General features: G+C 66.1%; 27 protein-coding genes. 16 read left to right on the top strand and 11 right to left on the bottom strand.

Features of this window, described 5'->3' with window-relative positions:
- Positions 1–3: 3 nt before the first annotated feature.
- The 3 genes from EYB42_RS08340 (at position 4) to EYB42_RS08350 (ending at position 1,209) form a co-directional block, all read left to right on the top strand.
- Positions 4–432, top strand: coding sequence for an Hsp20 family protein (locus EYB42_RS08340; RefSeq protein WP_135449561.1), 429 nt, complete (start codon positions 4–6; stop codon positions 430–432).
- The gene (locus tag EYB42_RS08345; RefSeq protein ID WP_135449563.1) at positions 429–656 is read left to right on the top strand and encodes a DUF1150 family protein; all 228 of its coding nucleotides are present in this window, start codon (positions 429–431) and stop codon (positions 654–656) included. The genes EYB42_RS08340 and EYB42_RS08345 overlap by 4 nt, the downstream gene beginning before the upstream one ends.
- A 79-nt stretch (positions 657–735) precedes the next feature.
- Positions 736–1,209, top strand: a complete 474-nt coding sequence (locus EYB42_RS08350; RefSeq protein ID WP_135449564.1) for a cytochrome b — start codon at positions 736–738, stop codon at positions 1,207–1,209.
- A gap of 69 nt (positions 1,210–1,278) precedes the next feature.
- Here the strand turns inward: EYB42_RS08350 and EYB42_RS08355 are convergent, their stop codons facing one another.
- The 9 genes from EYB42_RS08355 to mnmD form a co-directional block, all read right to left on the bottom strand.
- Positions 1,279–2,985 (bottom strand): bifunctional sulfate adenylyltransferase/adenylylsulfate kinase, encoded by a 1,707-nt coding sequence (locus tag EYB42_RS08355; RefSeq protein ID WP_135449566.1) that lies wholly within the window; start codon positions 2,983–2,985, stop codon positions 1,279–1,281.
- 257 nt (positions 2,986–3,242) lie between these two features.
- Positions 3,243–3,617: a hypothetical protein gene (locus EYB42_RS08360; RefSeq protein WP_135449568.1), complete on the bottom strand. Its 375-nt coding sequence runs from the start codon at positions 3,615–3,617 to the stop codon at positions 3,243–3,245.
- Between the two features lie 90 nt (positions 3,618–3,707).
- The gene (locus EYB42_RS08365) at positions 3,708–4,187 is read right to left on the bottom strand and encodes an RNA pyrophosphohydrolase (protein ID WP_135449570.1); all 480 of its coding nucleotides are present in this window, start codon (positions 4,185–4,187) and stop codon (positions 3,708–3,710) included.
- A 37-nt stretch (positions 4,188–4,224) separates the two neighbouring features.
- Positions 4,225–5,571 carry a S41 family peptidase gene (locus EYB42_RS08370; protein WP_135449572.1) on the bottom strand — a complete coding sequence of 449 codons (1,347 nt, stop codon included), beginning with the start codon at positions 5,569–5,571 and terminating at the stop codon, positions 4,225–4,227.
- Between the two features lie 6 nt (positions 5,572–5,577).
- The gene (locus EYB42_RS08375) at positions 5,578–6,693 is read right to left on the bottom strand and encodes a murein hydrolase activator EnvC family protein (protein WP_135449574.1); all 1,116 of its coding nucleotides are present in this window, start codon (positions 6,691–6,693) and stop codon (positions 5,578–5,580) included.
- Positions 6,690–8,207, bottom strand: coding sequence for a 2,3-bisphosphoglycerate-independent phosphoglycerate mutase (gene gpmI, locus EYB42_RS08380; protein WP_135449576.1), 1,518 nt, complete (start codon positions 8,205–8,207; stop codon positions 6,690–6,692). The genes EYB42_RS08375 and gpmI overlap by 4 nt, the downstream gene beginning before the upstream one ends.
- 123 nt (positions 8,208–8,330) lie before the next feature.
- Complete coding sequence (locus EYB42_RS08385) at positions 8,331–9,227, bottom strand: DMT family transporter (RefSeq protein ID WP_135449579.1); 897 nt, start codon at positions 9,225–9,227, stop codon at positions 8,331–8,333.
- Entirely contained in the window at positions 9,224–10,108 is an 885-nt protein-coding gene (locus EYB42_RS08390; protein ID WP_135449581.1) for a DMT family transporter, read from the bottom strand. The genes EYB42_RS08385 and EYB42_RS08390 overlap by 4 nt, the downstream gene beginning before the upstream one ends.
- A 45-nt stretch (positions 10,109–10,153) precedes the next feature.
- Positions 10,154–10,831: a tRNA (5-methylaminomethyl-2-thiouridine)(34)-methyltransferase MnmD gene (gene mnmD, locus EYB42_RS08395; protein WP_135449582.1), complete on the bottom strand. Its 678-nt coding sequence runs from the start codon at positions 10,829–10,831 to the stop codon at positions 10,154–10,156.
- A 44-nt stretch (positions 10,832–10,875) separates the two neighbouring features.
- On the opposite strand from mnmD, the gene EYB42_RS08400 reads away from it, so the two are divergent.
- The gene (locus tag EYB42_RS08400) at positions 10,876–11,913 is read left to right on the top strand and encodes an NAD(P)/FAD-dependent oxidoreductase (protein WP_135449583.1); all 1,038 of its coding nucleotides are present in this window, start codon (positions 10,876–10,878) and stop codon (positions 11,911–11,913) included.
- Positions 11,914–11,937: 24 nt separating this feature from the next.
- Here the strand turns inward: EYB42_RS08400 and EYB42_RS08405 are convergent, their stop codons facing one another.
- The gene (locus tag EYB42_RS08405; RefSeq protein WP_135449585.1) at positions 11,938–12,315 is read right to left on the bottom strand and encodes a MerR family transcriptional regulator; all 378 of its coding nucleotides are present in this window, start codon (positions 12,313–12,315) and stop codon (positions 11,938–11,940) included.
- A 90-nt stretch (positions 12,316–12,405) separates the two neighbouring features.
- Here EYB42_RS08405 and EYB42_RS08410 point away from each other — a divergent pair, with 90 nt between their 5' ends.
- The 7 genes from EYB42_RS08410 to EYB42_RS17340 all read left to right on the top strand — a co-directional run bounded on the left by EYB42_RS08410 (position 12,406) and on the right by EYB42_RS17340 (position 17,592).
- Entirely contained in the window at positions 12,406–12,843 is a 438-nt protein-coding gene (locus EYB42_RS08410) for a PaaI family thioesterase (RefSeq protein WP_394346489.1), read from the top strand.
- Positions 12,840–13,334: a PaaI family thioesterase gene (locus EYB42_RS08415; protein ID WP_136645633.1), complete on the top strand. Its 495-nt coding sequence runs from the start codon at positions 12,840–12,842 to the stop codon at positions 13,332–13,334. Before EYB42_RS08410 ends, EYB42_RS08415 begins: the two co-directional genes overlap by 4 nt.
- Entirely contained in the window at positions 13,331–14,641 is a 1,311-nt protein-coding gene (locus tag EYB42_RS08420; protein WP_135449587.1) for an MATE family efflux transporter, read from the top strand. Before EYB42_RS08415 ends, EYB42_RS08420 begins: the two co-directional genes overlap by 4 nt.
- 55 nt (positions 14,642–14,696) lie before the next feature.
- Positions 14,697–15,152, top strand: a complete 456-nt coding sequence (locus EYB42_RS08425) for a universal stress protein (protein WP_135449588.1) — start codon at positions 14,697–14,699, stop codon at positions 15,150–15,152.
- A 163-nt stretch (positions 15,153–15,315) separates the two neighbouring features.
- Positions 15,316–16,953 (top strand): phosphoethanolamine transferase, encoded by a 1,638-nt coding sequence (locus EYB42_RS08430; RefSeq protein WP_135449590.1) that lies wholly within the window; start codon positions 15,316–15,318, stop codon positions 16,951–16,953.
- Entirely contained in the window at positions 16,950–17,321 is a 372-nt protein-coding gene (locus EYB42_RS08435; RefSeq protein ID WP_135449591.1) for a diacylglycerol kinase, read from the top strand. Before EYB42_RS08430 ends, EYB42_RS08435 begins: the two co-directional genes overlap by 4 nt.
- Positions 17,322–17,439: 118 nt before the next feature.
- Positions 17,440–17,592 carry a hypothetical protein gene (locus tag EYB42_RS17340; RefSeq protein ID WP_167850968.1) on the top strand — a complete coding sequence of 51 codons (153 nt, stop codon included), beginning with the start codon at positions 17,440–17,442 and terminating at the stop codon, positions 17,590–17,592.
- A gap of 60 nt (positions 17,593–17,652) precedes the next feature.
- On the opposite strand, the gene EYB42_RS08440 is transcribed toward EYB42_RS17340, so the two are convergent.
- The gene (locus tag EYB42_RS08440; protein ID WP_135449593.1) at positions 17,653–18,774 is read right to left on the bottom strand and encodes a baeRF11 domain-containing protein; all 1,122 of its coding nucleotides are present in this window, start codon (positions 18,772–18,774) and stop codon (positions 17,653–17,655) included.
- A 140-nt stretch (positions 18,775–18,914) separates the two neighbouring features.
- Between EYB42_RS08440 and EYB42_RS08445 the strand changes: the two genes are divergently transcribed.
- The 5 genes from EYB42_RS08445 to EYB42_RS08465 all read left to right on the top strand — a co-directional run bounded on the left by EYB42_RS08445 (position 18,915) and on the right by EYB42_RS08465 (position 23,481).
- Positions 18,915–19,475: a NifU family protein gene (locus EYB42_RS08445; protein WP_135449595.1), complete on the top strand. Its 561-nt coding sequence runs from the start codon at positions 18,915–18,917 to the stop codon at positions 19,473–19,475.
- A 79-nt stretch (positions 19,476–19,554) separates the two neighbouring features.
- A complete protein-coding gene (tsaB, locus tag EYB42_RS08450) occupies positions 19,555–20,157 on the top strand; it encodes a tRNA (adenosine(37)-N6)-threonylcarbamoyltransferase complex dimerization subunit type 1 TsaB (protein WP_135449597.1) in 603 nt (200 codons plus the stop codon).
- Between the two features lie 61 nt (positions 20,158–20,218).
- Positions 20,219–20,659 carry a ribosomal protein S18-alanine N-acetyltransferase gene (gene rimI / locus EYB42_RS08455; protein ID WP_135449599.1) on the top strand — a complete coding sequence of 147 codons (441 nt, stop codon included), beginning with the start codon at positions 20,219–20,221 and terminating at the stop codon, positions 20,657–20,659.
- 163 nt (positions 20,660–20,822) lie between these two features.
- A complete protein-coding gene (locus EYB42_RS08460) occupies positions 20,823–21,815 on the top strand; it encodes a BMP family lipoprotein (RefSeq protein ID WP_135449601.1) in 993 nt (330 codons plus the stop codon).
- 118 nt (positions 21,816–21,933) lie between these two features.
- Positions 21,934–23,481: an ABC transporter ATP-binding protein gene (locus EYB42_RS08465; RefSeq protein WP_135449603.1), complete on the top strand. Its 1,548-nt coding sequence runs from the start codon at positions 21,934–21,936 to the stop codon at positions 23,479–23,481.
- Positions 23,482–23,514: the final 33 nt, after the last annotated feature.

The following is a 23,514-nucleotide window of genomic DNA, read 5'->3' on the forward strand; positions in this document are numbered from 1 at the left end:
CGGATGACGAAACTGAGCTTCGGGTCCCACCCCTACCTGCTGGGCTTCGAACAGCTGGAAAGGCTGGTCGAACGCACCGCCAAGTCCGGGGCCGAGGGCTACCCTCCCTTCAACATCGAAGCGGTGGCCGAGAACGCTTACCGGATCACGCTGGCCGTCGCGGGCTTCCGCGAGGAGGACCTGTCCATCACGGTCGAGGACCGCCAGCTGGTGGTGCGCGGCCGTCAGGCCGAGGATCAGGGAGAGCGGGTGTTCCTGCACCGGGGCATTGCAAGCCGCGCCTTCCAGCGCAGCTTCGTGCTGGCCGACGGGGTGGAGGTTGCGGGCGCGACGATGGAGCATGGGCTTCTGCATGTCGATCTGCGCCGCCATGTGCCCGAGACCGTGGTTCAGACCATTCAGATCAGCCGGAAGGAAGGGGTGAAGAAATGAACACGCCATTCAACGGGTTGCCACAGGGCGCCGATCGGATCGTGTATGTGCGCGAGGTCCATGTCGAGGATTTGCCCGACGAGGTACGCGAGCAGATTCCGGGCCTGGAGGTGCTGTGGTCGGTGCATGGTGCCGACGGACGCCAGCTGGCCCTGGTTGCCGACCGCAGGCTAGCGTTCCATCTGGCGCGCGAACACGACTATACGCCGGTAAGCGTGCACTGACGGAAACCATCGGCAATCCACAACGCTGTCGGACCTGCTAGGCTTTGTCCGAGGGGTTTCGGTGCATGTCGAGGTCGAGATGAAAACCACAACTGGCTATTCCGGCGCCCAGATCGCTTTGCACTGGCTTGTCGCCGTGCTGCTTGTTGTCGCCTGGCTGACGGGCGAGGGTGCGGCAGAGGCCCTCGAGGCCATCGAGGAAGGCGGCGCGCCGGGTTTTGTGCCGCATGTGGCGCTGGGGCTCGCGATCCTGGCGCTTTCCGTGCTGCGGCTGCTCGTGCGCCTTGGACGGGGCGCGCCAGAGGCGGCAGGAACGCCGGGCAGCTTTCAGGTCCGGGTTGCCGGATGGGTGCATGTCGCGCTGTATGTGCTGATGATCGCGGTGCCTCTGGGCGGGATCAGTGCCTGGTTCCTGGGGCTTGAGACCGGCGATATCCACGGGCTGTTCGCCAATCTGCTGATGGTGCTGGCGCTGGGCCATGCGGGGCTGGCGCTATATCATCAGTATGTGTTGAAGGATGGCACACTGGCACGGATGATGCGGGCCGAATAGCCCGCCGCCGACCTCACCCCAATCCCCTCCCTCCCCACGAGGGGGAGGGGAGGCGCGGGAAAACCCGCGTCAGGCCCGGATCAGGCCCATCTGCTCAAGCTTCAGCAGCACCTGATGGGCGCAATGATCGACATCGACGTTCTCGGTGTCCACGCGCAGTTCCGGGGCCTCGGGCGCCTCGTAGGGGTCGGAGATCCCGGTGAATTCCCTGATCTTGCCTTCGCGCGCCAGCTTGTACAGCCCCTTGCGGTCGCGCCGTTCGCATTCCTCGAGGCTGGTTGCGACATGCACCTCGACGAAGGCACCGAAGGCTTCGATCATCTCGCGCACCGCCCGGCGGGTGGCGGCATAGGGCGCGATCGGCGCGCAGATCGCGATGCCGCCGTTCTTGGTGATCTCGGAGGCGACATAGCCGATGCGGCGGATGTTGATGTCGCGGTGCTCCTTCGAGAAACCCAGTTCCGAGGACAGGTGCTTGCGCACCACGTCCCCGTCCAGCAGCGTGACGGGACGCCCGCCCATCTCCATCAGCTTGACCATCAGCGCATTGGCGATGGTGGACTTGCCACTGCCCGAGAGGCCGGTGAAGAACACGGTGAAGCCCTGTTTCGACCGCGGCGGGCTGGTCTTGCGCAGTTCGGCCACCACTTCGGGGAAGCTGAACCATTCGGGGATCTCCAGCCCCTCGCGCAGGCGGCGGCGAAGTTCGGTGCCGGAAATGTCGAGGACCGTCGAGCCTTCGGGGATCTCGTTCGCCGGGTAGTACTGGGCCTTTTCCTGCACGTAGACCATGTGCTTGAAGTCAACCATCTCGATGCCGATCTCGGCCTGATGGGAGCGGAACAGTTCCTGCGCGGCGTAGGGGTCGTAGAAATCCTTGCCCTGGCTGTTCTTGCCCGGGCCCGCGTGGTCGCGCCCGACGATCATGTGGGTACAGCCGTGATTGCGGCGGATGATGCCGTGCCAGACGGCCTCGCGTGGGCCGGCCATGCGCATGGCGAGGTTGAGGAGCGACAGTGCGGTGGTCTGGGCGGGATACTTGTCCAGCACCGCCTCATAGCAGCGGACGCGGGTGAAATGGTCCACGTCGCCCGGCTTGGTCATGCCGACGACCGGGTGGATCAGGAGGTTTGCCTCGGCCTCGCGGGCTGCGCGGAAGGTGAGTTCCTGATGCGCACGGTGCAGGGGGTTGCGGGTCTGGAAGGCCACGACCTTGCGCCAGCCCAGCTTGCGGAACAGCGCGCGCAACTCGTTGGGAGTGTCGCGGCGGGCCTTGAAGTCGTAATGGACAGGCGGCTGGATCCCGATGATCGGCCCGCCGAGATAGACCTTGCCGGCCGTGTTATGCAGGTAGTTCACCGCCGGATGCGCGAGATCGTCGGCGCCAAAGACCTTCTCGGCCTCATGCGCCTTGTCCGGCACCCATTTGTCGGTGATCGACAGGATCGCAAGGATCACCCCTTCCGCATCCCGCAGCGCGATGTCCTGACCCGGGGCAACCTTTTCGGCGAAGGCTTCGGACACGTCCAGCGTGATCGGAATGGGAAACAGCGTGCCGTCCGCAAGGCGCATCTTTTCGACGACGCCTTGGTAATCAGCCTGGGTCATGAATCCCTTCAGCGGCCAGAAGCCACCGTTCATCAGCAGCTCCAGATCGCAGACCTGGCGCTGGGTCAGATCCCACGAGGGAAGGGCCGCCGCCTCGTGCTTCAGTTTCTGGGCGGATTCGTAGGAGACATACAGCTCCGGGATTGGGGCGTGGTTCAGCAGGGACATGCGTGGCAACCTTTCGACACGGCAGGACACCCCCGCCGTTTGCGCGGGTCCGTAGCGCGACAAGAGGGCGAGATTCAAGCGAGCGCCGGGCGAAGCCGCGATAAAAGGCGGAAATGCCACGTGCCGCTCCGGTGTCGGACTTCCGTTCTGCTTTTTAGCTTAAGGGCGGTAGGTTTTCCCGGAAAGTTGACTTTTCACCCCGCCTTGAGAAACAGCGTTCCGTCAGAGCGCCTGCTTCCCGGGCTTCGGCGTCCGCGTCAGACCGGAAGCAGCCACAGCAGGATCACCCCGGAAAGCGGCAGATAGATGGTTTCTGACAGGATGCCGCCAAGCGCCTCTGGCCAGCTGTAATCTGGCCCGATGGCCTGGCCGATCTCGCCAAGGACGAACATCACCCACCAGAAGCTGACATAATGGATCAATGCGCCGGCAAGGCTGTCTTGCGCCAGAACCCAGATGCCGACGAAGGCAACGGCCGTTCCGATCTTCGAGACCGCAGCCCCGGCAAGGAAGGCCAGGGGGTCATCGCCGGGCGGCCGAAGCCCGGTCAGGCGCGAGATCGCGCCATGAACCAGGACAGGGACGATGAAGATGGTCAGGAAGACGGCCAGGACGGCAAGGACGAAGGGCATGGGCGGGACCTTTCCGAAGGGAAGACCCAGCCTGACGCCGTCCCCGCCATCGCGCCTTGCGCCAGGTCAAGTGCCGCGGCTGGCGTACCGTCAGGCAAGATGTGCGCGGAAGCTGCGGATGACTTCCTCGTAGACCGCGCGCTTGAAGGGCACGATGGCGTCCAGCATCTCGTCGGCGAGGATCCAGCGCCATGTCGAGAATTCCGGGTGAGGGGTATCGATGCGGATGTCGCTGTCCTTGCCCTTAAAGCGGAACAGGAACCACTTCTGCTTCTGCCCGCGATACTTGCCACCCCAGACCTTGCCCAGCAGGTCCGGCGGCAGGTCGTAGGTGACCCAGCCGTGGGTCTTGCCGACGAACTCCACCAGATCGCGGGTGATACCGGTTTCCTCTCGCAGTTCGCGGTAGGCGGCTTCCTTCGGTGTCTCGCCATCGTCGATGCCGCCCTGCGGCATCTGCCAGGCAGGTGATGGGCTGTCGATCCGCTGTCCGGCAAATACCAGACCGCGGTCGTCGATCAGGACGACACCGACACAGGGACGATAGGGCAGGGTTTCGGGATCCACCATGGCAGGGCACGGGCGGGGATGGACCCCGCCCTTCGCTTCAGGGCGTTTGCGGGGCGATGACGGTCAACCCCTTGATGATGTCGACGGCATAGGCCAGCTGGTAGTCCTCGTCGCGAAGCTTGGCCGATTCCTCGGCCCGGGCGAGTTCTTCCTCATACAGCCGCTTTTCCTCGTCCGTCATGGAGTCATTGGAAATCGCGCCGCGCAGCGACGCCTCGGACCGGTCGCGTGCGGCCGCAGAGGCCGCAGTCTCTTCCTCGGTCGCGGGGGGCTTGGGTGGCGGCTGGTTCACCACGATGTCGGGCGAGATGCCAAGCGCCTGGATTGACCGGCCCGAGGGTGTGTAATAGCGCGCCGTGGTCAACCGCATCGCCCCGTCGCCGCGTAGGGGGATCAGCGTCTGCACCGAGCCCTTGCCAAAGCTCTTGGTGCCCACGACTATCGCCCGGCGATGATCCTGCAGCGCGCCCGCGACGATTTCCGAGGCCGAGGCCGAACCGCCGTTAATCAGCACCACGATGGGCTTGCCCTCGATCAGGTCACCCGGCTTGGCATTGTAGCGTTCGCCGCTGCCGGGGTTGCGCCCGCGGGTCGAGACGATCTCTCCCTTTTCCAGGAAGGCGTCGGAAACCGAGATCGCTTCGTTCAGCAGGCCGCCCGGATTGTTGCGCAGGTCGATGACCACGCCGTCCAGGTTCTCGATGCCACCCAGTTCCTCAAGGCCCTTCTTCAGCGCGTCGTTCACGCCGCTGGTCGTCTGGTCGTTGAAGGTGGTGATGCGCAGGACGATCGTCTGCCCCACGACGCGACCCCGCACGGCTGTCATCTTGATCGTGTCGCGGATGATCGACACATCAAAGGGCTCTGGCACGCCTTCGCGCACGACCGTGATGATGATCTCGCTGCCGACCGGGCCGCGCATCTTTTCCACGGCCTCGTCCAGCATCAGGCCCAGGACGGATTCGCCGTTCACATGGGTGATGAAGTCGCCCGCCCGGATACCGGCCTTGTCGGCGGGTGTGCCGTCCATCGGCGCGATCACCTTGATGAAGCCCTCTTCCTGCGTCACCTCGATCCCGAGCCCGCCGAATTCGCCCCGGGTCTGGACCTGCATGTCCTCGAAGTCCTTGGCGGAGAGATATGAGGAATGCGGGTCAAGCGACGTGAGCATGCCGTTGATCGCGGCGGTCACCAGCTTTTCGGTCGAGACCTCTTCGACATACTGGGCGCGGATGCGCTCGAAGATGTCGCCGAACAGGTCCAGCTGCTCGTAAACCGAGGCACTGCCCCCGGCCTCTTGCGCGATCAACGGTCCGGCGATCTGCGTCGTGGCCACGATCCCGGCAACCGTTCCGCCGAGGGCGGCCATCACGAACTTCTTCATCCTGCGTCAGTCTCCCAGCCGGGCCAGCGCGGTGAACCAGGGCATCGGGTCCACGGGCGCAGCGCCCTGTCTCAATTCCATATAAAGCGTTTCCGTGCCCCGCCCGCCAGACCCATCTTCCGCACGGGTCATGAATTCCTCCGACGCGGTGCCAGTGCCGCCCATCAGGCCCAGGGGCGCGCCTGCGGCGACGACTTCACCCACCTCGCCGTACAACATCTCTAGCCCGGCGAGGATCAATAGATAGCCGTCTCCAGGCTCGAGGATCATCACATTTCCGTAGTCCAGCAGCGGTCCGCGGTAGCGGATCGTCGCGGGCCAGGGCGCCGTAACCAGCGCGCCGGCCTGGGTGGCAAGCGTCACGCCGGGGCGGCGGCTGCCGGTGGCATCGGCCTCTCCCGGCCGCCGCAGGAGGGTGCCCAAGGCCGGAAGCGGCAGGTTGCCCTTCTGGTCAGCGAAACTTGTCCCGGCATCGGCATCGGGCGACAGGCCCGCGGCAAAGGCATCCAGCGTATCGGCGCTTTCCAGCAGGCCGCGCAGGGCTTCGGGATCCTCGGTGAAGCGGCGCGGCAGGTCGGTGCGGTCGGACATCGCCTGCGAGAGTTCGGTGCGCGCGTTCTGCGCGGTGGCTAGGCCGGCCTTCAGCGTCTCGCCGGCCGCAAGCTGCAATGCGCGCAATTCGGCCAGTTCGACGAGCTCCGCCTTCAGGGCCAGTGCCTCGGCCTGAAGCGCCGGGGTGACGTCGGCCAGGATCATGCCCGACCGTGCCGTTTCGACCGCCCCTTCCGGGTGCAGCAGAAGCAGCGGGCCGGGGTTGGCTTCCATGGTCACAAGCACGGCGAGAAGCCGGCCGATGCTGTCGCGCTTGGCGTCAAAGGCGCGGGTCAACTGGGCTTCGCGAAGGGCGGCGCTGCGCAGGGCGCCGCGCAGGACGGCAAGCCCTTCCTCATAGGCGCGGATGGTGCGGGACAGGGCAGCCACGCGATCGCGTGCCTCGGTTGCGGCGTCAAGTGCGGCAACCGCAGCCTGCAGGTCGGCCGAGGCCCTGGCCGCCTGTTCGGCCACCGTCTCTGCCACAGCGGGCAGGGCAAGCAGCAGGACAAAGGCAGCCGCGCGGATCATGCGATGAGCGTCTGGCCGGTCATCTCGGGCGGCTGCGGCAGGCCCATGAGTTGCAGGACGGTTGGGGCAAGGTCGGCAAGGCGGCCGCTGCGCAGGCTTGCGCCGGCCGGGCCGCCGACCAGGATCACCGGAACCGGGTTCGTGGTATGCGCGGTGTGCGGCCCGCCGGTGACGGGATCGACCATGACCTCGCAGTTGCCGTGGTCGGCGGTCAAGATCATCGCCCCGCCCCGCGCTTCCAGCGCAGCCAGCGCCCGGGCAAGGCCGCGGTCCACCGCCTCGCAGGCCTTGATCGCCGCCGGCAGGCTGCCGGTATGGCCCACCATGTCAGGGTTGGCATAGTTGACGACGATCAGGTCGTATCCCTTGCCGATCGCCTCGACCAGCTGATCCGAGACCTGATCGGCGCTCATCTCGGGTTGCAGGTCGTAGGTGGCGACCTTGGGCGAGGGCGGCATGGCGCGGTCTTCGCCGGGGTAGGGTTCCTCGCGCCCGCCGTTCAGGAAGAAGGTGACATGCGGATATTTCTCGGTCTCGGCCAGGCGGAACTGGGTCAGGCCATGTTTCGACACCCATTCCCCCAGCGTGTTGACAAGTACCCGCTTCGGAAAGGCCGTTGCCATGAAGCCGTTATGGGCGTCGGAATATTCCACCATGCCCAGCAGCGCCGACCATTTCGGCCGCGGGCCTGTGTCAAAGGCAGTGAAGGCCGGATCCCCGATGGCCGAAAGGATCTCTCGCGCGCGGTCGGCGCGGAAGTTCAGGCAGAAGAATCCATCGCCGTCCTTCGCGCCGTGGTAGCCATGAATGACCGTGGGGGCGAGGAATTCGTCGGTCTCGCCCTTTCCGTAGCTGGTCGTGACGGCAGTCAGGGCATCTGGCGCGGTTTCGCCCTTTGCATGGATCAGTGCGTCGTAGGCACGGCTGACGCGTTCCCACCTGTTGTCGCGATCCATCGCCCAGTAGCGGCCGGCGACGGTGGCGATGCCGGCGCCATAGGGAAGGTGGCGGACGAGCATGGCGATGAAGCCCTCTGCCGATGACGGGGCAACATCGCGCCCATCGGTGATGGCATGCAGCGCCACCGGCACGCCGAGCGCGGTAAGCGCGCGGGTGGCGGCCAGGACGTGGTTGACATGGCCGTGCACACCCCCGTCCGAGATGACACCCATCAGATGCGCGGTGCCACCGCTGGCCTTCAGCTTCGCCGCGAAGTCGAGCAGTGCCGGGTTCTGCGCAAAGCTGCCGTCCTCGATGGCCAGGTCGATGGCGCCCAGGTCCATTGCCACCACACGGCCCGCACCGATGTTGGTATGGCCGACCTCGGAATTGCCCATCTGGCCGGTGGGCAGGCCCACATCCGGGCCGAAGGTGGTCAGCGTGGCATGCGGGCAGGTCTGCCACAGCCGGTTGAAGGTCGGAACATTCGCCTTTGCCGGGGCGCTGGTGTCCGGGTTCGGCCCGATGCCCCAGCCGTCTAGGATGCACAGGACGACGGGTTTCGGGGTGGGCATCGGCGGTCTCCTTCGGCTTTGCGTCCCGGGTTTTACGCCTTGCGCGGCGGGGGGGCAACCGGGGCACTCTTCGCTTGCTGCGCCGCGCTCATCGCCCCGACGGCACGTCAGCGATGAAAGCCATCAGGCTTGAAGAACGGACTTTTCCCGCACCCTTTGTCGCCACAGCGTGAAAATACCCGCCGCGACCACGATGCCGGCGCCGATGGCCACGTTCAGCCGCAGCACCTCGCCGAAGACAGTGATGCCGATGCCGCTGGCGAAGACCAGTTGCAGATAGGCGAAGGGCTGGATCGCCGAGGCCTCGGCCACCGCATAGGCGCGGATCAGAAGCCAGTGGCCAAGGACTGCCGTGCAGCAAAGCGTTGCCATCCAGCCCCAGTCGGCCGGCGCCATCGGGGACCAGCTTGCAAGGCCGAAGGGCGTGATTGCGACGGCACAGACCACACCCGTCCAGAAGAAGCTGACCGGAGCCGTGTCGACCCTTGCGACATATCGGGTCAGCAGACCATAGACCGCGAACATCGCTGCGGCAAGGAAGGGCACCAGCGCCCATGCCGATACCACGCCATATCCCGGTTGCAGGATGATCAGGATGCCAAGGAAGCCCACCAGGATCGCAGTCCAGCGCCGCCAGCCGACCTTTTCCCCCAGGATCGGGCCGGACAGCGCGGCGATCAGCAGCGGGTAGCATGCAAAGACTGCATGCGCCTCGATCAGGCCCAGTTTCACGAAGCCCAGAACCATCACGCAGATTTCCGCGACCAGGATCAGGTTCCGCACCAGTTGCACCCAAGGCATGGCGCTGCGGCTGGCGGCGCGCAGGCCCCCCGGCGCGCGCGCAGCCAGTGCAAGGACAAACAGCGCAAAGACCCAGAAGCGGATCATCACCACCATGAAGACGCTGTAATTGTCCGCCAGGTGGCGCGAGATCCCGTCCTGCGAGGCAAACACGACGCTTGTTGCGATCATCAGCCAGATGCCAAGACGGGTATTCTGCATCGTGGCCGAGGTGGTCATGCCGGCCTGCGCTCCAGCGACAGGGCGTAAAGCCCCGCAGCGACGATGACCAGGGTGCCGATCGCGACGGGAAGTTCCAGCGCCTCGCCATAGATGGTCAGGCCGATCAGCGTGACAAAGACGATCTGCAGGTAGGCATAGGGCTGTACACGCGCCGCCTCGATCTGCTCGTAGCATTTCAGAAGCAGCCAGTGCGAAAAGATCGACAGTGCACAATAGGCCGCAAGGAACGCCATGTCCTGCGGGATCATCGGCTTCAGATGCGGCAGTCCGATGGCTGTCATAAGCACCGCGCCGATCACTCCGGGCCAGAAGAAGGCGGGAAAGGTCGGCTCGTCCCGGGTGGTCAGGCGCGTCAGGACGGAATAGAGCGCAAAGAGCAGCGCCGAGGCGAAGGGCAGAAGCGCGGCCCAGGAAAAGACACCCGATCCGGGGCGCAGGATGATGAGGACACCGGTCATCCCTGCGGCGACGGCGGCCCAGCGTTGCCAGACGATGCGCTCGCCCAGGATCGGGCCCGATAGGGCGACGATCAGCAGCGGGCATACGGCAAAGACCGCGTGGCTGTTGATCAGCCCGATCAGCGTGTAGCCCCAGACGATCAGGCAGATTTCAGCAACCAGCAGGCCAGAGCGCACCAGGTGCGCCCAGAGCCGGCTTGACCGGATCGCGGCGCTCGGGCCTTCGGGGCGGCGCAGCGCCAGCAGGATGACAAATCCGGCAAAGACCCAGTAGCGGATCATGATGATCATCATCGTCGAGTATTCGGCCGCCAGGTGCTTGGCAAAGCCATCCTGGGCAGCAAAGGCGGCGACGGCGGCGACCATCAGCCAGATGCCTTTGGCCGGGTTCTTCGATGCGGGCAGGATGGCGGCAGTCATGATGCGTTGGTGGCTATCATGCGCCCCGTGCAGGGTGAAGGGGTGTCAGAGCCATCCCGCAGTCATGTGCCGCTTGCGGCCATAGCCCGGTCTGCGTGTAACGGTAAAGCCTGCGGCTTCCAGCGACCTGCGCACATGGCCGGCGGCGGTATAGGTGGCGAAGGTGCCCCCTGGGGAAGTGTGGCGTGCGACCTCGGCCATCAGGTCGGGCGACCATAGTTCCGGGTTCTTCGCTGGCGAGAAGCCGTCGAGGAACCAGGCGTCGGCCTTGCCCGGCCAGACTGGCAGGGTAGCCCGTGCGTCGCCGGTGACAATCTCGGCGGTAAGATTGGGGAAGCGCAGGATCCTGGCGCCCTGCGACCACTGCTCAAGAAAGGACGGTGCAAAAGCTGCAACTTCCGGGAAGGCCGCAAGCGCACGGGCGATTGCGCCGGCGGACAGGGGGAAAGCCTCGAAGCTGGTGTAGTGCAGCTGTTCCGCGCCGCGGTGTGCCAGCAGAACGGCCATGAGGTTCAGCCCGGTGCCGAACCCCAGTTCGGCGATGTGGAAGCCGTCGCGGAAACGGTCGGGCAGCCCGTTGCCCGACAGAAACACATGGCGCGTCTCGTCCAGCCCGCCGGCCAGGGAATAATAGGGGTCATCAAAGCGGCGCGAGACCGGGATCGTCCCGTCGCGCCAGTCAAGATCGGGTGTAGCCGGTTCGGGGTGGTCTGCGGCGGGCATCGGCGATAGTCCTTTCCACCGTTGCATGGTCGCGGGGCGGCGGAATGGCAAGGGTGGATGTGACGGTGCGGGGTGCGGGCATCTTCGGCCTGTCGATCGCCTGGGCCTGCATGGGGCGCGGTGCGCGGGTGCGGGTGATCGACCCCGGCGGGCCGGGGGCGGGGTCATCTGGCGGGCTGGTGGGCGCATTGTCGCCCCATGTTCCGGAGGCATGGAACGCGAAGAAGGCATTTCAGCTGGAAAGCCTTCTGATGGCCGGGCGCTGGTGGGCGGGGGTCGAGGCGGCCTCGGGCCTGCCTTCGGGCTATGCGCGGCTGGGGCGTTTGCAGCCGCTGGAGGACACTGCGGCGGTAGAGCTTGCGCAGAGGCGGGAAGCCACGGCGCGTGTCTTCTGGCAGGGCTGCGCCGATTGGCAGGTGGTGCCTGCGACGGGGGCGCCGTGGGAACCTGCCTCGCCCTCGGGCTGGCTGGTGCATGACACGCTGTCGGCCCGGATTTCCCCCCGGATGGGTCTGGTGGCGCTGGTCGCGGCACTGCGCGCCAAGGGCGGCGAGGTGGTGACCGGCGAGGCAGAGGACGAGGGCGCGGTCGTCCATGCGACCGGGGTGGCGGGGCTGGATGCGCTGTCGGCGGCGCTGGGGCGCAGGGTCGGGTCGGGGGTAAAGGGGCAGGCGCTGGCGCTGCGCTTCGAGGCGCGCGGGTCGCCCCAAATGTTCGTCGATGGCCTGCACATCGTGCCCCATGCCGACGGGACGGTGGCCATCGGCTCCACCTCGGAAAGCCGGTGGATCGGGGACGGGCCGGATGGCCAGCTTGACGGGCTTCTGGCGCGGGCGGTAGCGGCGCTGCCGATGCTGGAAGGGGCCGGGGTGGTGGCGCGTTGGGCAGGGGTGCGGCCGCGCGCCACCAGTCGGGCACCGGTCATGGGGCCTTGGCCGGGGCGGTCGGGGCATTTCGTGGCGAACGGCGGCTTCAAGATCGGCTTCGGCATGGCGCCGAAAGTGGCCGAGGTGATGGCGGATCTCGTGCTGGAGGGGCGCGACACGGTGCCTGAAGCCTTCCGCGTCGAGGCGCTGTGCTAGCACTGCTATGGCGGGCGGGGCGGGTCAGGGAAGCTTTGCCAGCTCCTGCACCGCCGTTTCCCGCAGCGCGCGCAAGTCGGCGATGGTCATGTCAAGCTCGGCGCGCTGGCGGTCCAGTTCGACCAGCTGCCGGTCGGCAAGTTGCAGCCAGGCCTCGAGCTGCGGCCGTTCGCCCTTTTTCCCGTAGATCAGCAGCCACTGGCGGATCTCTTCCAGCGAAAAGCCGAAGCGGCGGCCACGCAGGATCAGCTTCATGCGCGCCACCTCGCGCGGGCCGTAGAACCGCGCGCGGCCTTCCCTTTCAGGGGCCAGCAGCTCGATGTATTCATAGTAGCGCAGGGTGCGCGGTGTCACATCGAACCTGGCGCACATTTCCTTGAAGCTGAGCCTGGTCTCGGTCATGCGCTATCCTCCTGCCGCAAACCTAGGCTGACACCGGATCGGGTGCAACGACCTCGGCAGGCCTTGCGTTCCGGCCAGAGGGCGGGTTTCATGCCTGCACTCATGTCCGACACCGAAACCATCGCTCGCCAGTTCATCCAGGCCCTGCCGCATTCGCGCGCGCTGGGAATGGAGCTGGTCAGCATCGGCGAGGGGGTGGCGGTCATGGCGATGCCCTACAACCCGGAGCTGGTCGGCGACCCGCAGACAGGGGTGATCCATGGCGGCGCGGTATCGGCCCTGATGGATACCGCGTCGGGCACCGCGGTGATGTGCCATCCGCAGGCGGGGTTTTCCACGGCGACGCTGGACCTGCGGATCGACTACATGCGGCCAGCGACCCCAGGCCAGACAATCCGTGCGCGGGCAGAGTGCCATCATGTCACCCGGACAGTGGCCTTCGTCCGGGCGGTTGCCACGGATGACGACGAAAGCCGCCCCGTGGCAATGGCAACCGGGGCCTTCACCGTGGAAAGGGCCGAACGTTGAAGCGGCCGGAGCCTGTCGCTGTTGTCAAGCAGCGCCGCGAGGGGCTGTTGCGCGCGCTGGTGGACGAGGTGCCCTACATCCGGTTCATGGGCATCCGGTTCGACCGGCGCGGGGATGAACTGACAGCTGTCCTGCCCTATCGCGACGACCTGATCGGCAACCCGGTGCTGCCCGCCTTGCACGGGGGGGCTACCGCAGGTTTCCTGGAGATCGCGGCGATGATCGAACTGGCCTGGAGCACGCTTTGGGAGGGGGTCGAGGCCGAGGGTGCCCTGCCTCAGGGGCCGTTGCGCCTGCCCAAGACCATCGACTTCACCGTGGATTACCTGCGCGCGGGCCTGCCGCGCGACGCCTATGCACGGGCACGGGTGAACCGGTCGGGCCGGCGCTATGCGTCCGTGCATGTCGAGGCCTGGCAGGACAATCGCGCGCGGCTCTTCGCGCAGGGGACAGGGCATTTCCTGATGCCGGGCAGCGGGACGGCAAAGTGACCGAGGTCACCCACCGGCGCGTGTTGCGGATCGCCGGGCCGATCGTTCTGTCGAATGCCACGGTGCTCTTGCTTGGGGCGGTGGATACCGCCGTCATCGGGCAGCTGGGCGACCCGGCCAGCCTTGGGGCTGTGGGACTCGGCGCGGTGATCCTGGCGACACTCTACTGGGCGTTCGGTTTCCTGCGCATGTCCACCTCGGGCCTTGCGGCGCAGGCGGATGGGGCAGGGGACCGGGCCGAGCGTTCGGCGGTGCTGCTGCGGGCGCTTATCGTCGGCGCCGTCGCAGGGCTGGCGCTGGTCCTGGCACAGGTGGCGCTGTTCGCGGGGGCCTTCGTCATCGCGCCGGCGTCAGCACAGGTCGAGCGGCTGGCAGGCGAATACCTGTCGATCCGCATCTGGGGGGCGCCAGCCACGATCGCGCTTTATACGCTGACCGGCTGGCTGGTGGGGCTGGGCCGGACACGGGGCGTGCTGGTCCTGCAACTGTGGCAGAACGGGGCGAACATCGGGCTGGACCTGTGGTTCGTCCTTGGTCTCGGCTGGGATGTGCCAGGTGTGGCGCTGGCAACCCTGATTGCGGAATGGAGCGGGCTGCTTCTCGCGCTGTGGCTGGCACGCGATGCCTTCGGCGCAGGTTGCCGCGAGGGGATCGCGCGGATCGGCCACCGGCCGGCGCTGCGGCGGATGTTCACTGCCAGCCGCGACATCATGGGGCGCACGGTGCTGCTGCAACTTTCGTTCACCAGCTTCGTGTTCCTGGGTGCGCGGTTCGGCGATGTGACGCTTGCCGCAAATCAGGTGCTGATGCAGTTCCTGGAGATCACGGCCTTTGCCCTGGACGGCTTCGCCTTTGCCGCTGAGGCGCTGGTGGGGCAGGCGGTCGGCGCCCGGTCGGAACGCCAGACGCGGGCGGCGGGGCGGATCTGCATGCAATGGGGCATCGGCGGTGCGGCAGGCCTGGCGCTGGTCTTCGCGCTGACCGGTCCCTGGATCATCGACCTTCTCAGCACCTCGCCCGAGGTGCGGGTCGAGGCGCGCGCCTATCTGTCGTGGCTGGTGGCTGCGCCCCTGATCGGGGTGGCCGCCTGGATCTACGATGGCATCTTCATCGGCGCGATGCTGACCGGCGACATGCTGCGGGCGATGCTCTTGTCGGTCGCGGTCTATGCCGTGGCCCTTTCCATCCTGATCCCGGCCTTCGGCAACCATGGGCTATGGGCCGGGCTGATGGTGCTGAACGCGACGCGGACCGTGACATTGTGGCGGCTTTATCCGAAGGTGCCGGCCCTGGTGGCCGCGGGCTAGGGCTTGCCTTTGCCCGTATCTGCCTGCCATGATCCGGGCGCCACGGGGGAGAGACATGCGGAAATTCCTGGTCGTGCTGGACGACAGCCGCGAATGCCTGAACGCGATGCGCTTTGCCGCGCTCAGGGCCGCGCATACCGGGGGCGGGGTCACGATCCTGTCGGTCATTCCACCGGACGAGTTCCAGACCTGGGTCGGCGTGGCCGACCTGATGCGGGCCGAAGCGCGCGAGCGGATCGAGGCGCATTTCGAGGTCTTTGCGAAATGGATGCGCGACAAGCAGGGAGTGAACCCCGAGCTTGTCATCCGCGAGGGCGACCCGGTCGCGGAAATCCTGAACCTCGTGAAGGAAGATCCGGAGATCGGTGTCCTCGTTCTGGGCGCTGGCACCGACAAGTCGGGCCCGGGGCCGCTGGTCACCGCGATGAGCCGCAATTCGGGCAGTCTGCCGATCCCGATCACCATCGTGCCGGGCGACATGTCGAAGGAGAGGCTGGAAAGCATCACATGACGCGATCCCCTGCTGGACGTCCACGGGTTCGGCGGTTCCCTGCCTGGCAGGGCCGGGGACGGCGCGGATTAAGCGCGTGCTTACGGCAAACCCCTTCGGAAGGGTATAAGTGGTCCGCGACGGGGACCAGCCTGGTGTCCCCCTTTTGCCGGATTTCTGACCGATGACGACCGATCCGCGGGCATTCCTGCCCGGCCGCCTGACCCTTTCCCCCTTCACGCTGAACCTTCTGGTGTCGCTCTGGCTGCTGGCGCTGACGAACGGCACGTTCTGGGGCCATCTCTTCCGCATCTTCGATGGCAGACCGCTGACGGCGCTGGTCTTTGCCGGGGCGGTCTGGGCGCTGATCCTGTTGGTCATATCGCTTCTGGCGGTCCGTCGCGCGCAGAAGCCGGTGCTGGTGGCTCTTCTGCTGATTGCGGGGGTGACTTCGTATTACGTTGACAAGCTGGGCGTGGTCGTGGACCGCGAGATGATCCAGAACGCGATGACCACGACATTCGCCGAGTCGCGGCATCTGATCACGCCGGCCTTCCTGGGCCATGTGGCGCTGTACGGGGGGCTGCCTGCGCTTCTGGTCCTGTGGGTGCGGGTGCGGCGGGCGACGGTCTGGCGCGGGATCGGCGGTTGGGTGATGGTCACGGCGGGCGCGGCCGGCATGGTGGTCGGCCTGCTGTTCACCGACATGAAAGCCTATTCCACCGTGCTTCGTGCCGACAAGGAGCTGATGGGTTCGGTTCAGCCGCTGGCGCCGATGGCGGGCGCCCTGCGCTATGCGAAGATGATGTTCAAGTCGACGCAGATCGTCGTTCAGCCGACGGGGACGGATGCCCGCAAGGGCCCCTACCTGGCGGCAGCGGAGAAGCCCGTTCTGATGGTCATCGTGGCGGGCGAGACGGCGCGGGCGGCCAACTGGTCGCTGGGCGGCTATGGGCGGGAGACAAACCCCGATCTTGCTGCGCGCGACATCCTGTATTATTCCCAGGCCACAAGCTGCGGCACGGCAACGGCGACCTCGCTGCCCTGCATGTTCTCGCCCCTGACGAAGGCCGACTATTCCTACGAGGGCGGCCTGAGCCACGAGAACCTGCTTGATGTGCTGGCCCATGCCGGGTTCAAGGTGGAATGGTGGGACAACAACACTGGCCACAAGGACGTGGCGGCGCGCCTGCCATCGCGCACCATGACAGCGGCTGACGGGGCCGAATTCTGCCAGCCGGAATGCATTGATGGCGTGTTCCTTAAGGATCTCGCCGAAAAGGCCGCGACGATCACCGAGGATACCGTGATCGTCCTGCACCAGATCGGCAGCCACGGCCCCAGCTACTGGCTACGTTATCCGGCAGAGCGCGAAATCTTCCAGCCCGCTTGCCACACGCCCGAACTGACCGAGTGCACGACCGAGGAAATCGTCAACGCCTATGACAACACCATCGCCTACACGGACCATTTCCTGGGCCAGGTAATCGACCTGCTGGACGCGCAGGACCGCGTGGTGCCGGCGATGTTCTACGCCTCGGACCATGGCGAAAGTCTGGGCGAGGGCGGGCTTTACCTGCACGGCGCGCCGGATTTCCTGGCACCCGACACGCAGACCCACGTGCCAATGGTTCTTTGGATGTCGGAACGCTTCCGTGCCAGTCTGGCGCTTGATGCCGCCTGTCTGGCCGATCGCGCGGAGCAGCCGGTGAGCCACGACAACATGTTCTCGACCGTTCTGGGCTTGCTGGATGTCACGACCACTGCCCGCGACGCGGTGCTTGATCTGGCCGGGCCCTGCCGGACCGGAGCCAGCGGATGAGCCAGCCGGAAAAGCCTGCGCGCAAGTCGGGGCTGGCGCATTTCTTTGCCGCTGCCGGCTATTCGGCGTCTGGTCTGCGGCGGCTGGCGCAGGAAAGCGCCTTCCGGCAGGAGATCGTGTTCATCGCTCTTCTCCTGGGGGTATTCGTCGTGATGGGGGCCAGCCTGCCGCAGGTGCTGGGCCTGCTGGCGCTGGGCCTGCTGCTGATCGCGGTCGAGGCGCTGAACACCGGGCTGGAGGTGCTGGTCGATCATCTCTCGCCCGATTGGTCGCAGTTCGCCAAGGATGCCAAGGATCTTGGGTCGCTGGCGGTGGCCTGCACCATTGGCGCAATCGTCCTTTATGCGGGCGTCGTGCTGATCTTGTAGGCAGGCGCTGCCGATGCACTGTTTGCATTGCTGCATTGCAGAAAATGGCCTTGGGGGAGATGCGCAGGTGCCCTACCTTGGCGGGCAGGGAGGAGCCTTGCCATGAAAGGCCCGCACCATGTCAATCCACCCTTTTCCGCGTCGACCCGCCGCGCCCCTGCCGGTGGAGCCCTATTACCAGCACGACCAGGCCACTGCGCCTGTCGTCCGCCTGCGCCCACTGACGGCGCTGGAGCAGATGTATGCCTATTGGGGATCTGACCGGGCATGATCCGGGCCTGAAGCCCGGTTGATTGCCCCGGCCGGGGCCATTCCGGGCCGGGGCCTCGCCTCAGATGGCGTAGCGCAGGATCGCGGCCAGCGAGGCCTTTTGCGGGATGCTGTCGCGGCGCACCGCCAGCACTCGCCCGCCCGAAGCCAGCACTCGGCCCGCGATCTCATCGACCACGCCATAGCTGTTGGCACTTTCCGTCTTCTCGAAGCTCACCTCGCCGGTGGTTTCGTCCACCGTGCCTGGTATGACCTCGTCGATGTCCACCAGAAGCGTATCGATCGCGCCGAAAGTGGCCGCCCGGGCGGCGCGGGCGATCTGCGTCGAGGCGCGGCCCTCGTTCTCGCGTGCGGAAAAAAGGTCATGCACCTCGCCGATGGCCTTGGCGTGCAGCGCGTCAAGGATGGGCCGCGCCTCTTCGGCCAGATCGGCGGCGGATTTGCGCACCGGGCTGGTCTTGATACCCTCGGCGGCAAGGTGGTCATGGCTGGAAACCGAGCGGAACATGGACGCCAGGGGTTCGGTTGCGGCCAGGATCAGGGGTTCCGACCGGCCCGACAGCACCGGGCGCAGCGCGGCATCGACCTTGCGGCAGAAGGCGCGCAGCAGAACGTTCTGCCCCTCGGAGCCGCCCTTGCGCTGCGAATAGCCGCGCGTGTTCACATTTGCCGTGCCCGCAGCCGAGGCCGCGTCCTTCGGCATGTCGGGAACCTTCACCTCCTGCGCGGGCAGGTCGGCAAAGACCTCGACCAGTCGCACCTCGTTTTCCGCCAGCGCCAGCACAAAGGCGTGCTGCTGAACCGACACCGCGCGGAGCAGCGGCTTGATGTGGAAGCGGTCGGACACCTGCACCATGTCGGTCAGGTGGTTCGGCAGGCGGAACGACCGCAGACTGGTGGGGGTGACGAAAACTGCAAGCGAATTGGCCTGGAACTTCCAGAACGCGTCGTCGTCCATAAGATCGTGGACCTGTTCCTCGATGGGCCAGAGCGTGCGCTTTTCTGTGCCCACGGCCTCGAGCTGTGCGATGGCCTGCTTCAGCAGATGGCCCAGTTCGATCCTGGCCGGGCCGATGTGCTGGGTTTCCGGCGTGGTGCGAAGATAGAACGAAACGGACGCCTCGCCCCGGTGGGCAACAAGTTTCCTGAGTTCCGGCGCGGTGGGAATATCGACGTAAAGCATGGATTCCTCTCTATGGTGCCCTCGGGATGTGGGTCCGGGGACGCCCGGCTTCAACCTTCTGCCCGGGTCGCCGGCAGAGCGCCGCCTTGACACGCGGGGGGCGCAAGCGCATATCCGAGTGGAACAGTCGGAGACCGCAGATGTTCATCCAGACCGAATCCACGCCGAACCCGGCCACGCTGAAATTCTTGCCCGGCCAGACCGTGCTGGAGCTTGGCACGGCTGATTTTCCCAGCGCCGAGGCTGCGGCGAAATCGCCGCTCGCCAGGCGCATCTTCGCGGCGGGCGGGGTGACGGGGGTGTTCTTCGGCAACGATTTCGTGACCGTGACCAAGGCCGATGATGTGGACTGGCAGCACATCAAGCCGCAGATCCTGGGCGCGATCATGGAGCACTTCCAGTCCGGCCAGCCCGTGATCGAGGGGGAAGCCTCGGGCGGCGGCCATGCCGAACACACGGGCGAGGATGGCGAAATCGTGCGGCAGATCAAGGAGCTTCTGGATACCCGCGTACGGCCCGCCGTGGCTCAGGACGGGGGTGACATCACGTTCCACGGCTTCGACCGGGGGATCGTCTATCTGCACATGCAAGGGGCTTGTGCCGGCTGTCCGTCCTCGACCCTGACGCTGAAGATGGGGATCGAGAATCTGCTGCGGCACTATATTCCCGAAGTCGTGGAAGTGCGTCCGGTCGCGGCCTGACCTTCCCGTGACGGCTGATCGCTCCCCTGCGGTCGCTTTTCGCGCGGCACCCCGCAGCGAGAGTGAAAACCGGCAAGAGGTGCTTCCCCTTCTGGCCTTCGATACCTCGGCCGCACATTGCGCGGCCGCGCTTCTGTTGCCGGGCCGGCTGGTCCTGCGCGACGAGCCGATGGAAAAGGGCCAGGCCGAGCGACTGATCCCGATGCTGGAAGAGGTTCTTGCCGAGGGCGGCATCGGCTGGGGCGACCTCAAGGCTCTGGCGGTCGGCACTGGGCCGGGAAACTTCACCGGTGTCCGCATTGCCGTGGCCGCAGCGCGGGGTCTGGCGCTGGGGCTTGGCATCCCGGCGGTCGGAGTGACGCGGCTGGAGGCGCTGGCCCATGGCCTGCCCCGCCCGGTGATCGTCATAGAGGATGCAAGACGCGGCCAGGTCTATGTCCAGCTTTTTGTCCCCGGCGGTTGCGGCCCGGCGCACCTGGCCGACCGGGTGGTGCCGGTCTGCCCGGCGACGGGGTCGGCGGCGGGGCCTGATGCGCTGCCCCCCGCCATGCCGCTGGTCGAGGCCATTGCACGGATCGCGGTGGAACGCGCCCGGACACCGCAGCCGCGGCCTGCACCCTTCTATCTGCGGGGGGCCGATGCCGCCCCGCCAGCCGATCCACCGCCAGAAATCCTGCCATGAACCACCTTTGCCAGGCCCGGGTGTCCCCCGCCCGCCTCCCCTTCGCGCAGGGGGGCGCCTCATGACCCCCGATGGGCTGGCCGCGCTGCACGCGCGCTGCTTCACCACACCGCGCCCCTGGGGCGAAGCCGAGTTCGCCGCCTTTCTGAACGATCCTCTGGCCTTTCTTCTGGTCGAAGGTGATGCGGGTTTCCTGCTGGGCCGTGCCGTCGCTGGCGAGGCAGAGCTTCTGACCCTTGCGGTCGCACCCGAAGCCCGCCGCCGGGGGCTCGGGCAGCGACTGGTCAGCAGGTTCCTCTATCAGGCGCGGCTGCGCGGCGCCGAAACCGCCTTTCTGGAAGTTGCGGCAGACAATGACCCCGCCAGGGCGCTTTATGCCCGTGCCGGATTCACCGAAGCCGGCCGGCGGCGCAGTTATTACCACGCGCCGGATGGGGTTGCGGTTGATGCGCTGGTGCTGCGGCGGGTGCTTTCGGATGCATCAGGCGCCGGCCCAATCTGACCGGACGGTCAAATTTCCGCAGCGTCCCGTCGGAATATCCCTTGACCGCCCCGAGCGAAGCGCCGCAATTTCTGGCGGAGTGCCAGTGTCGAGTCTTGCCCGTGGTGGGCGCGTCGGCCGCAAGCTGGCATGAAGGACAACAACAACCGACCGGGAGAATCCGATGACCTTCATGAAATCCCTGATGGGCGCCTCTGCCGTGGCGCTGGCCGCCGGCGCTGCGCTGGCCGAACCCGCAATCATCTTCGATCTGGGCGGCAAGTTCGACAAGTCGTTCAACGAAGCCGCATTCAACGGTGCCACCCGCTGGGCGCAGGAAACCGGTGGCACCTTCAAGGAGCTGGAGATGCAGTCGGAAGCCCAGCGCGAACAGGCGCTGCGTCGTCTGGCCGAAGCGGGCGCGAACCCGGTGGTCATGACCGGTTTCGCCTTCGGTGACGTGCTGAACACTGTGGCGCCGGACTTCCCCGACACCAAGTTCGCCATCATCGACATGGTCGTGGATCAGCCGAACGTGAAATCGGTCGTATTCAACGAACACGAAGGCAGCTACCTCGTCGGCATGATGGCTGCGCTTGCCTCCAAGACCGGCACCGTCGGCTTCATTGGCGGCATGGACATCCCGCTGATCCGCAAGTTCGGTTGCGGCTACGCGCAAGGCGTGAAGGCCGTGAACCCGGATGCCAAGATCATCATCAACATGACCGGCACCACTCCGGCGGCGTGGAACGATCCGGTGAAAGGCGCCGAACTGGCCAAGGGCCAGAAGGCGCAGGGCGCCGACGTGATTTATGCAGCGGCGGGCGGCACTGGCGTGGGCGTGCTGCAGGCCGCGGCGGATGAAGGCATCCTGTCGATCGGTGTGGACAGCAACCAGAACTACCTGCACCCGGGCAAGGTGCTGACCTCGATGCTGAAGCGTGTGGACAACGCCGTCTATGAAGCCTTCAAGGAAGGCGAAAACCTGGCCACCGGCGTCCACGTCATGGGCCTGGCCAACGACGGCGTAGGCTATGCGATGGACGAGAACAACGCCAGCCTCGTGACGCCCGAGATGCAGGCCCAGGTTGATGCTGCCGCCGAGAAGATCAAATCGGGCGAGATCGTGGTACACGACTACATGTCCGACAACACCTGCCCGGCGGCGACGTTCTGATCTGCCGGACACAGACTGACGGTGCCGCGCCGGTTCGCTGGCGCGGCACTTTTCGCAAGGATGCCTCGAAACCTGCGCCCCAGACGCGGCTGCATCCGGCGAACCACAGGGGGAAGCCATGGCTGCTGACGGCACCTACGCCATCGAACTGAAAGGCATCTCGAAGGCCTTCGGTCCAGTGCAGGCGAACAAGGATATCAACATTGCGGTGCCTCGCGGCACGATCCACGGGATCATCGGCGAGAACGGCGCGGGAAAATCCACGCTGATGTCGATTCTCTACGGCTTCTACAAGGCCGATGCGGGGCAGATTTTCATTGGCGGCAAGCTGACCCCGATTCCCGACAGCCAAAGCGCGATCCGCGCCGGGATCGGCATGGTGTTCCAGCATTTCAAGCTGGTGCAGAACTTCACCGTGCTGGAAAACGTGATCCTGGGGGCCGAGGACGGCCCGCTTCTGAACACCAGCCTTGCCAAGGCGCGCCAGGTGCTGGAAAGCCTGTCCCGCGACTACGAACTGGACGTGGATCCCGACGCGCTGATCGAGGATCTGTCGGTCGGCCACCAGCAGCGCGTTGAAATCCTGAAGGCGCTTTACCGCCAGGCTGACATCCTGATCCTCGACGAACCCACGGGCGTGCTGACGCCCGCCGAGGCCGACCACCTGTTCCGCATCCTCAAGGGGCTGAAGGAGCAGGGCAAGACCATCATCCTGATCACCCACAAGCTGCGCGAGATCATGGAGGCGACCGACAACGTGTCAGTTATGCGGCGCGGCACGATGGTCGCAACGGTCAAGACCGCCGAGACCAGCCCCGAGCAGCTGGCCGAGTTGATGGTGGGCCGCAAGGTGCTGCTGGAGGTCGAGAAGAAACCCGCAAGGCCGGGCGATGTCGTGCTGCGGGTCGAAGACCTGCGCGTGCGCGACGAACACAAGGTCGAAAGACTGAAAGGCGTAAGCTTCGAGATCCGGGCCGGGGAAATCCTTGGCATTGCGGGGGTGGCAGGGAACGGGCAGTCCGAACTGCTCGCGGCGCTTGGGGGCATGATGCGGGCGACCGGCAAGGTCACGCTCAAGGGACAGGATCTTCCGCTGTCCGGCCGCGGTTCGGACGGGCAATCGCGTCGCCGGGCAGGCATCGCCCATGTGCCCGAGGACCGGCACCATTACGGCCTGATCCTGGACTTTACCGCCTGGGAGAACGTGGCTTTCGGCTACTTCAACGCACCCGAATACCAGAAGAACGCACTGTTCATGGACAACAAGGCCCTGCGCCAGGACACCGCCCGCAAGATGCAGAAATACGACGTGCGTCCGCCGCTTCCCGATCTTGCGGCCAAGAATTTCTCGGGCGGGAACCAGCAGAAGATCGTGGTGGCCCGCGAGATGGAGCAGAACCCCGACCTTCTGCTTGTCGGTCAGCCGACACGCGGCGTCGACATCGGCGCGATCGAATTCATCCACAATCAGATCGTCGCCCTGCGCGACGCGGGCAAGGCGGTGCTTCTGGTCAGCGTCGAGCTGGACGAGATCATGAGCCTGTCGGACCGCATCGCGGTGATGTTCGACGGCAGGATCATGGGTTTCCGCGATCCCGACAGGACTGACGAGCGGGAACTGGGACTGATGATGGCCGGCATGGCCGGGCACGGAGAAGCGGCATGATGGTGGTCCTCTGTCATCCCCCCACCCCTATCC

Source organism: Tabrizicola caldifontis (assembly GCF_004762095.1).
In the GTDB taxonomy this organism is placed as follows: Bacteria; Pseudomonadota; Alphaproteobacteria; order Rhodobacterales; family Rhodobacteraceae; genus Tabrizicola; species Tabrizicola caldifontis.

What these genes read in the sequence shown, in the direction of transcription:
- EYB42_RS08430 (WP_135449590.1), top strand. Translation starts at nt 15,316, where the DNA reads ATGACGACCGATCCGCGGGCATTCCTGCCCGGCCGCCTGACCCTTTCC.
- EYB42_RS08410 (WP_394346489.1), top strand. Translation starts at nt 12,406, where the DNA reads ATGCCTGCACTCATGTCCGACACCGAAACCATCGCTCGCCAGTTCATC.
- EYB42_RS08405 (WP_135449585.1), bottom strand. Translation starts at nt 12,315, where the DNA reads ATGACCGAGACCAGGCTCAGCTTCAAGGAAATGTGCGCCAGGTTCGAT.
- EYB42_RS08425 (WP_135449588.1), top strand. Translation starts at nt 14,697, where the DNA reads ATGCGGAAATTCCTGGTCGTGCTGGACGACAGCCGCGAATGCCTGAAC.
- EYB42_RS08360 (WP_135449568.1), bottom strand. Translation starts at nt 3,617, where the DNA reads ATGCCCTTCGTCCTTGCCGTCCTGGCCGTCTTCCTGACCATCTTCATC.
- mnmD (WP_135449582.1), bottom strand. Translation starts at nt 10,831, where the DNA reads ATGCCCGCCGCAGACCACCCCGAACCGGCTACACCCGATCTTGACTGG.
- EYB42_RS08460 (WP_135449601.1), top strand. Translation starts at nt 20,823, where the DNA reads ATGACCTTCATGAAATCCCTGATGGGCGCCTCTGCCGTGGCGCTGGCC.
- EYB42_RS08375 (WP_135449574.1), bottom strand. Translation starts at nt 6,693, where the DNA reads ATGATCCGCGCGGCTGCCTTTGTCCTGCTGCTTGCCCTGCCCGCTGTG.
- EYB42_RS08440 (WP_135449593.1), bottom strand. Translation starts at nt 18,774, where the DNA reads ATGCTTTACGTCGATATTCCCACCGCGCCGGAACTCAGGAAACTTGTT.
- EYB42_RS08390 (WP_135449581.1), bottom strand. Translation starts at nt 10,108, where the DNA reads ATGACTGCCGCCATCCTGCCCGCATCGAAGAACCCGGCCAAAGGCATC.
- EYB42_RS08370 (WP_135449572.1), bottom strand. Translation starts at nt 5,571, where the DNA reads ATGAAGAAGTTCGTGATGGCCGCCCTCGGCGGAACGGTTGCCGGGATC.
- EYB42_RS08355 (WP_135449566.1), bottom strand. Translation starts at nt 2,985, where the DNA reads ATGTCCCTGCTGAACCACGCCCCAATCCCGGAGCTGTATGTCTCCTAC.
- EYB42_RS08365 (WP_135449570.1), bottom strand. Translation starts at nt 4,187, where the DNA reads ATGGTGGATCCCGAAACCCTGCCCTATCGTCCCTGTGTCGGTGTCGTC.
- EYB42_RS17340 (WP_167850968.1), top strand. Translation starts at nt 17,440, where the DNA reads ATGTCAATCCACCCTTTTCCGCGTCGACCCGCCGCGCCCCTGCCGGTG.
- EYB42_RS08345 (WP_135449563.1), top strand. Translation starts at nt 429, where the DNA reads ATGAACACGCCATTCAACGGGTTGCCACAGGGCGCCGATCGGATCGTG.
- gpmI (WP_135449576.1), bottom strand. Translation starts at nt 8,207, where the DNA reads ATGCCCACCCCGAAACCCGTCGTCCTGTGCATCCTAGACGGCTGGGGC.
- EYB42_RS08445 (WP_135449595.1), top strand. Translation starts at nt 18,915, where the DNA reads ATGTTCATCCAGACCGAATCCACGCCGAACCCGGCCACGCTGAAATTC.
- EYB42_RS08350 (WP_135449564.1), top strand. Translation starts at nt 736, where the DNA reads ATGAAAACCACAACTGGCTATTCCGGCGCCCAGATCGCTTTGCACTGG.
- EYB42_RS08340 (WP_135449561.1), top strand. Translation starts at nt 4, where the DNA reads ATGACGAAACTGAGCTTCGGGTCCCACCCCTACCTGCTGGGCTTCGAA.
- EYB42_RS08385 (WP_135449579.1), bottom strand. Translation starts at nt 9,227, where the DNA reads ATGACCACCTCGGCCACGATGCAGAATACCCGTCTTGGCATCTGGCTG.
- EYB42_RS08465 (WP_135449603.1), top strand. Translation starts at nt 21,934, where the DNA reads ATGGCTGCTGACGGCACCTACGCCATCGAACTGAAAGGCATCTCGAAG.
- EYB42_RS08400 (WP_135449583.1), top strand. Translation starts at nt 10,876, where the DNA reads ATGGCAAGGGTGGATGTGACGGTGCGGGGTGCGGGCATCTTCGGCCTG.
- EYB42_RS08435 (WP_135449591.1), top strand. Translation starts at nt 16,950, where the DNA reads ATGAGCCAGCCGGAAAAGCCTGCGCGCAAGTCGGGGCTGGCGCATTTC.
- rimI (WP_135449599.1), top strand. Translation starts at nt 20,219, where the DNA reads ATGACCCCCGATGGGCTGGCCGCGCTGCACGCGCGCTGCTTCACCACA.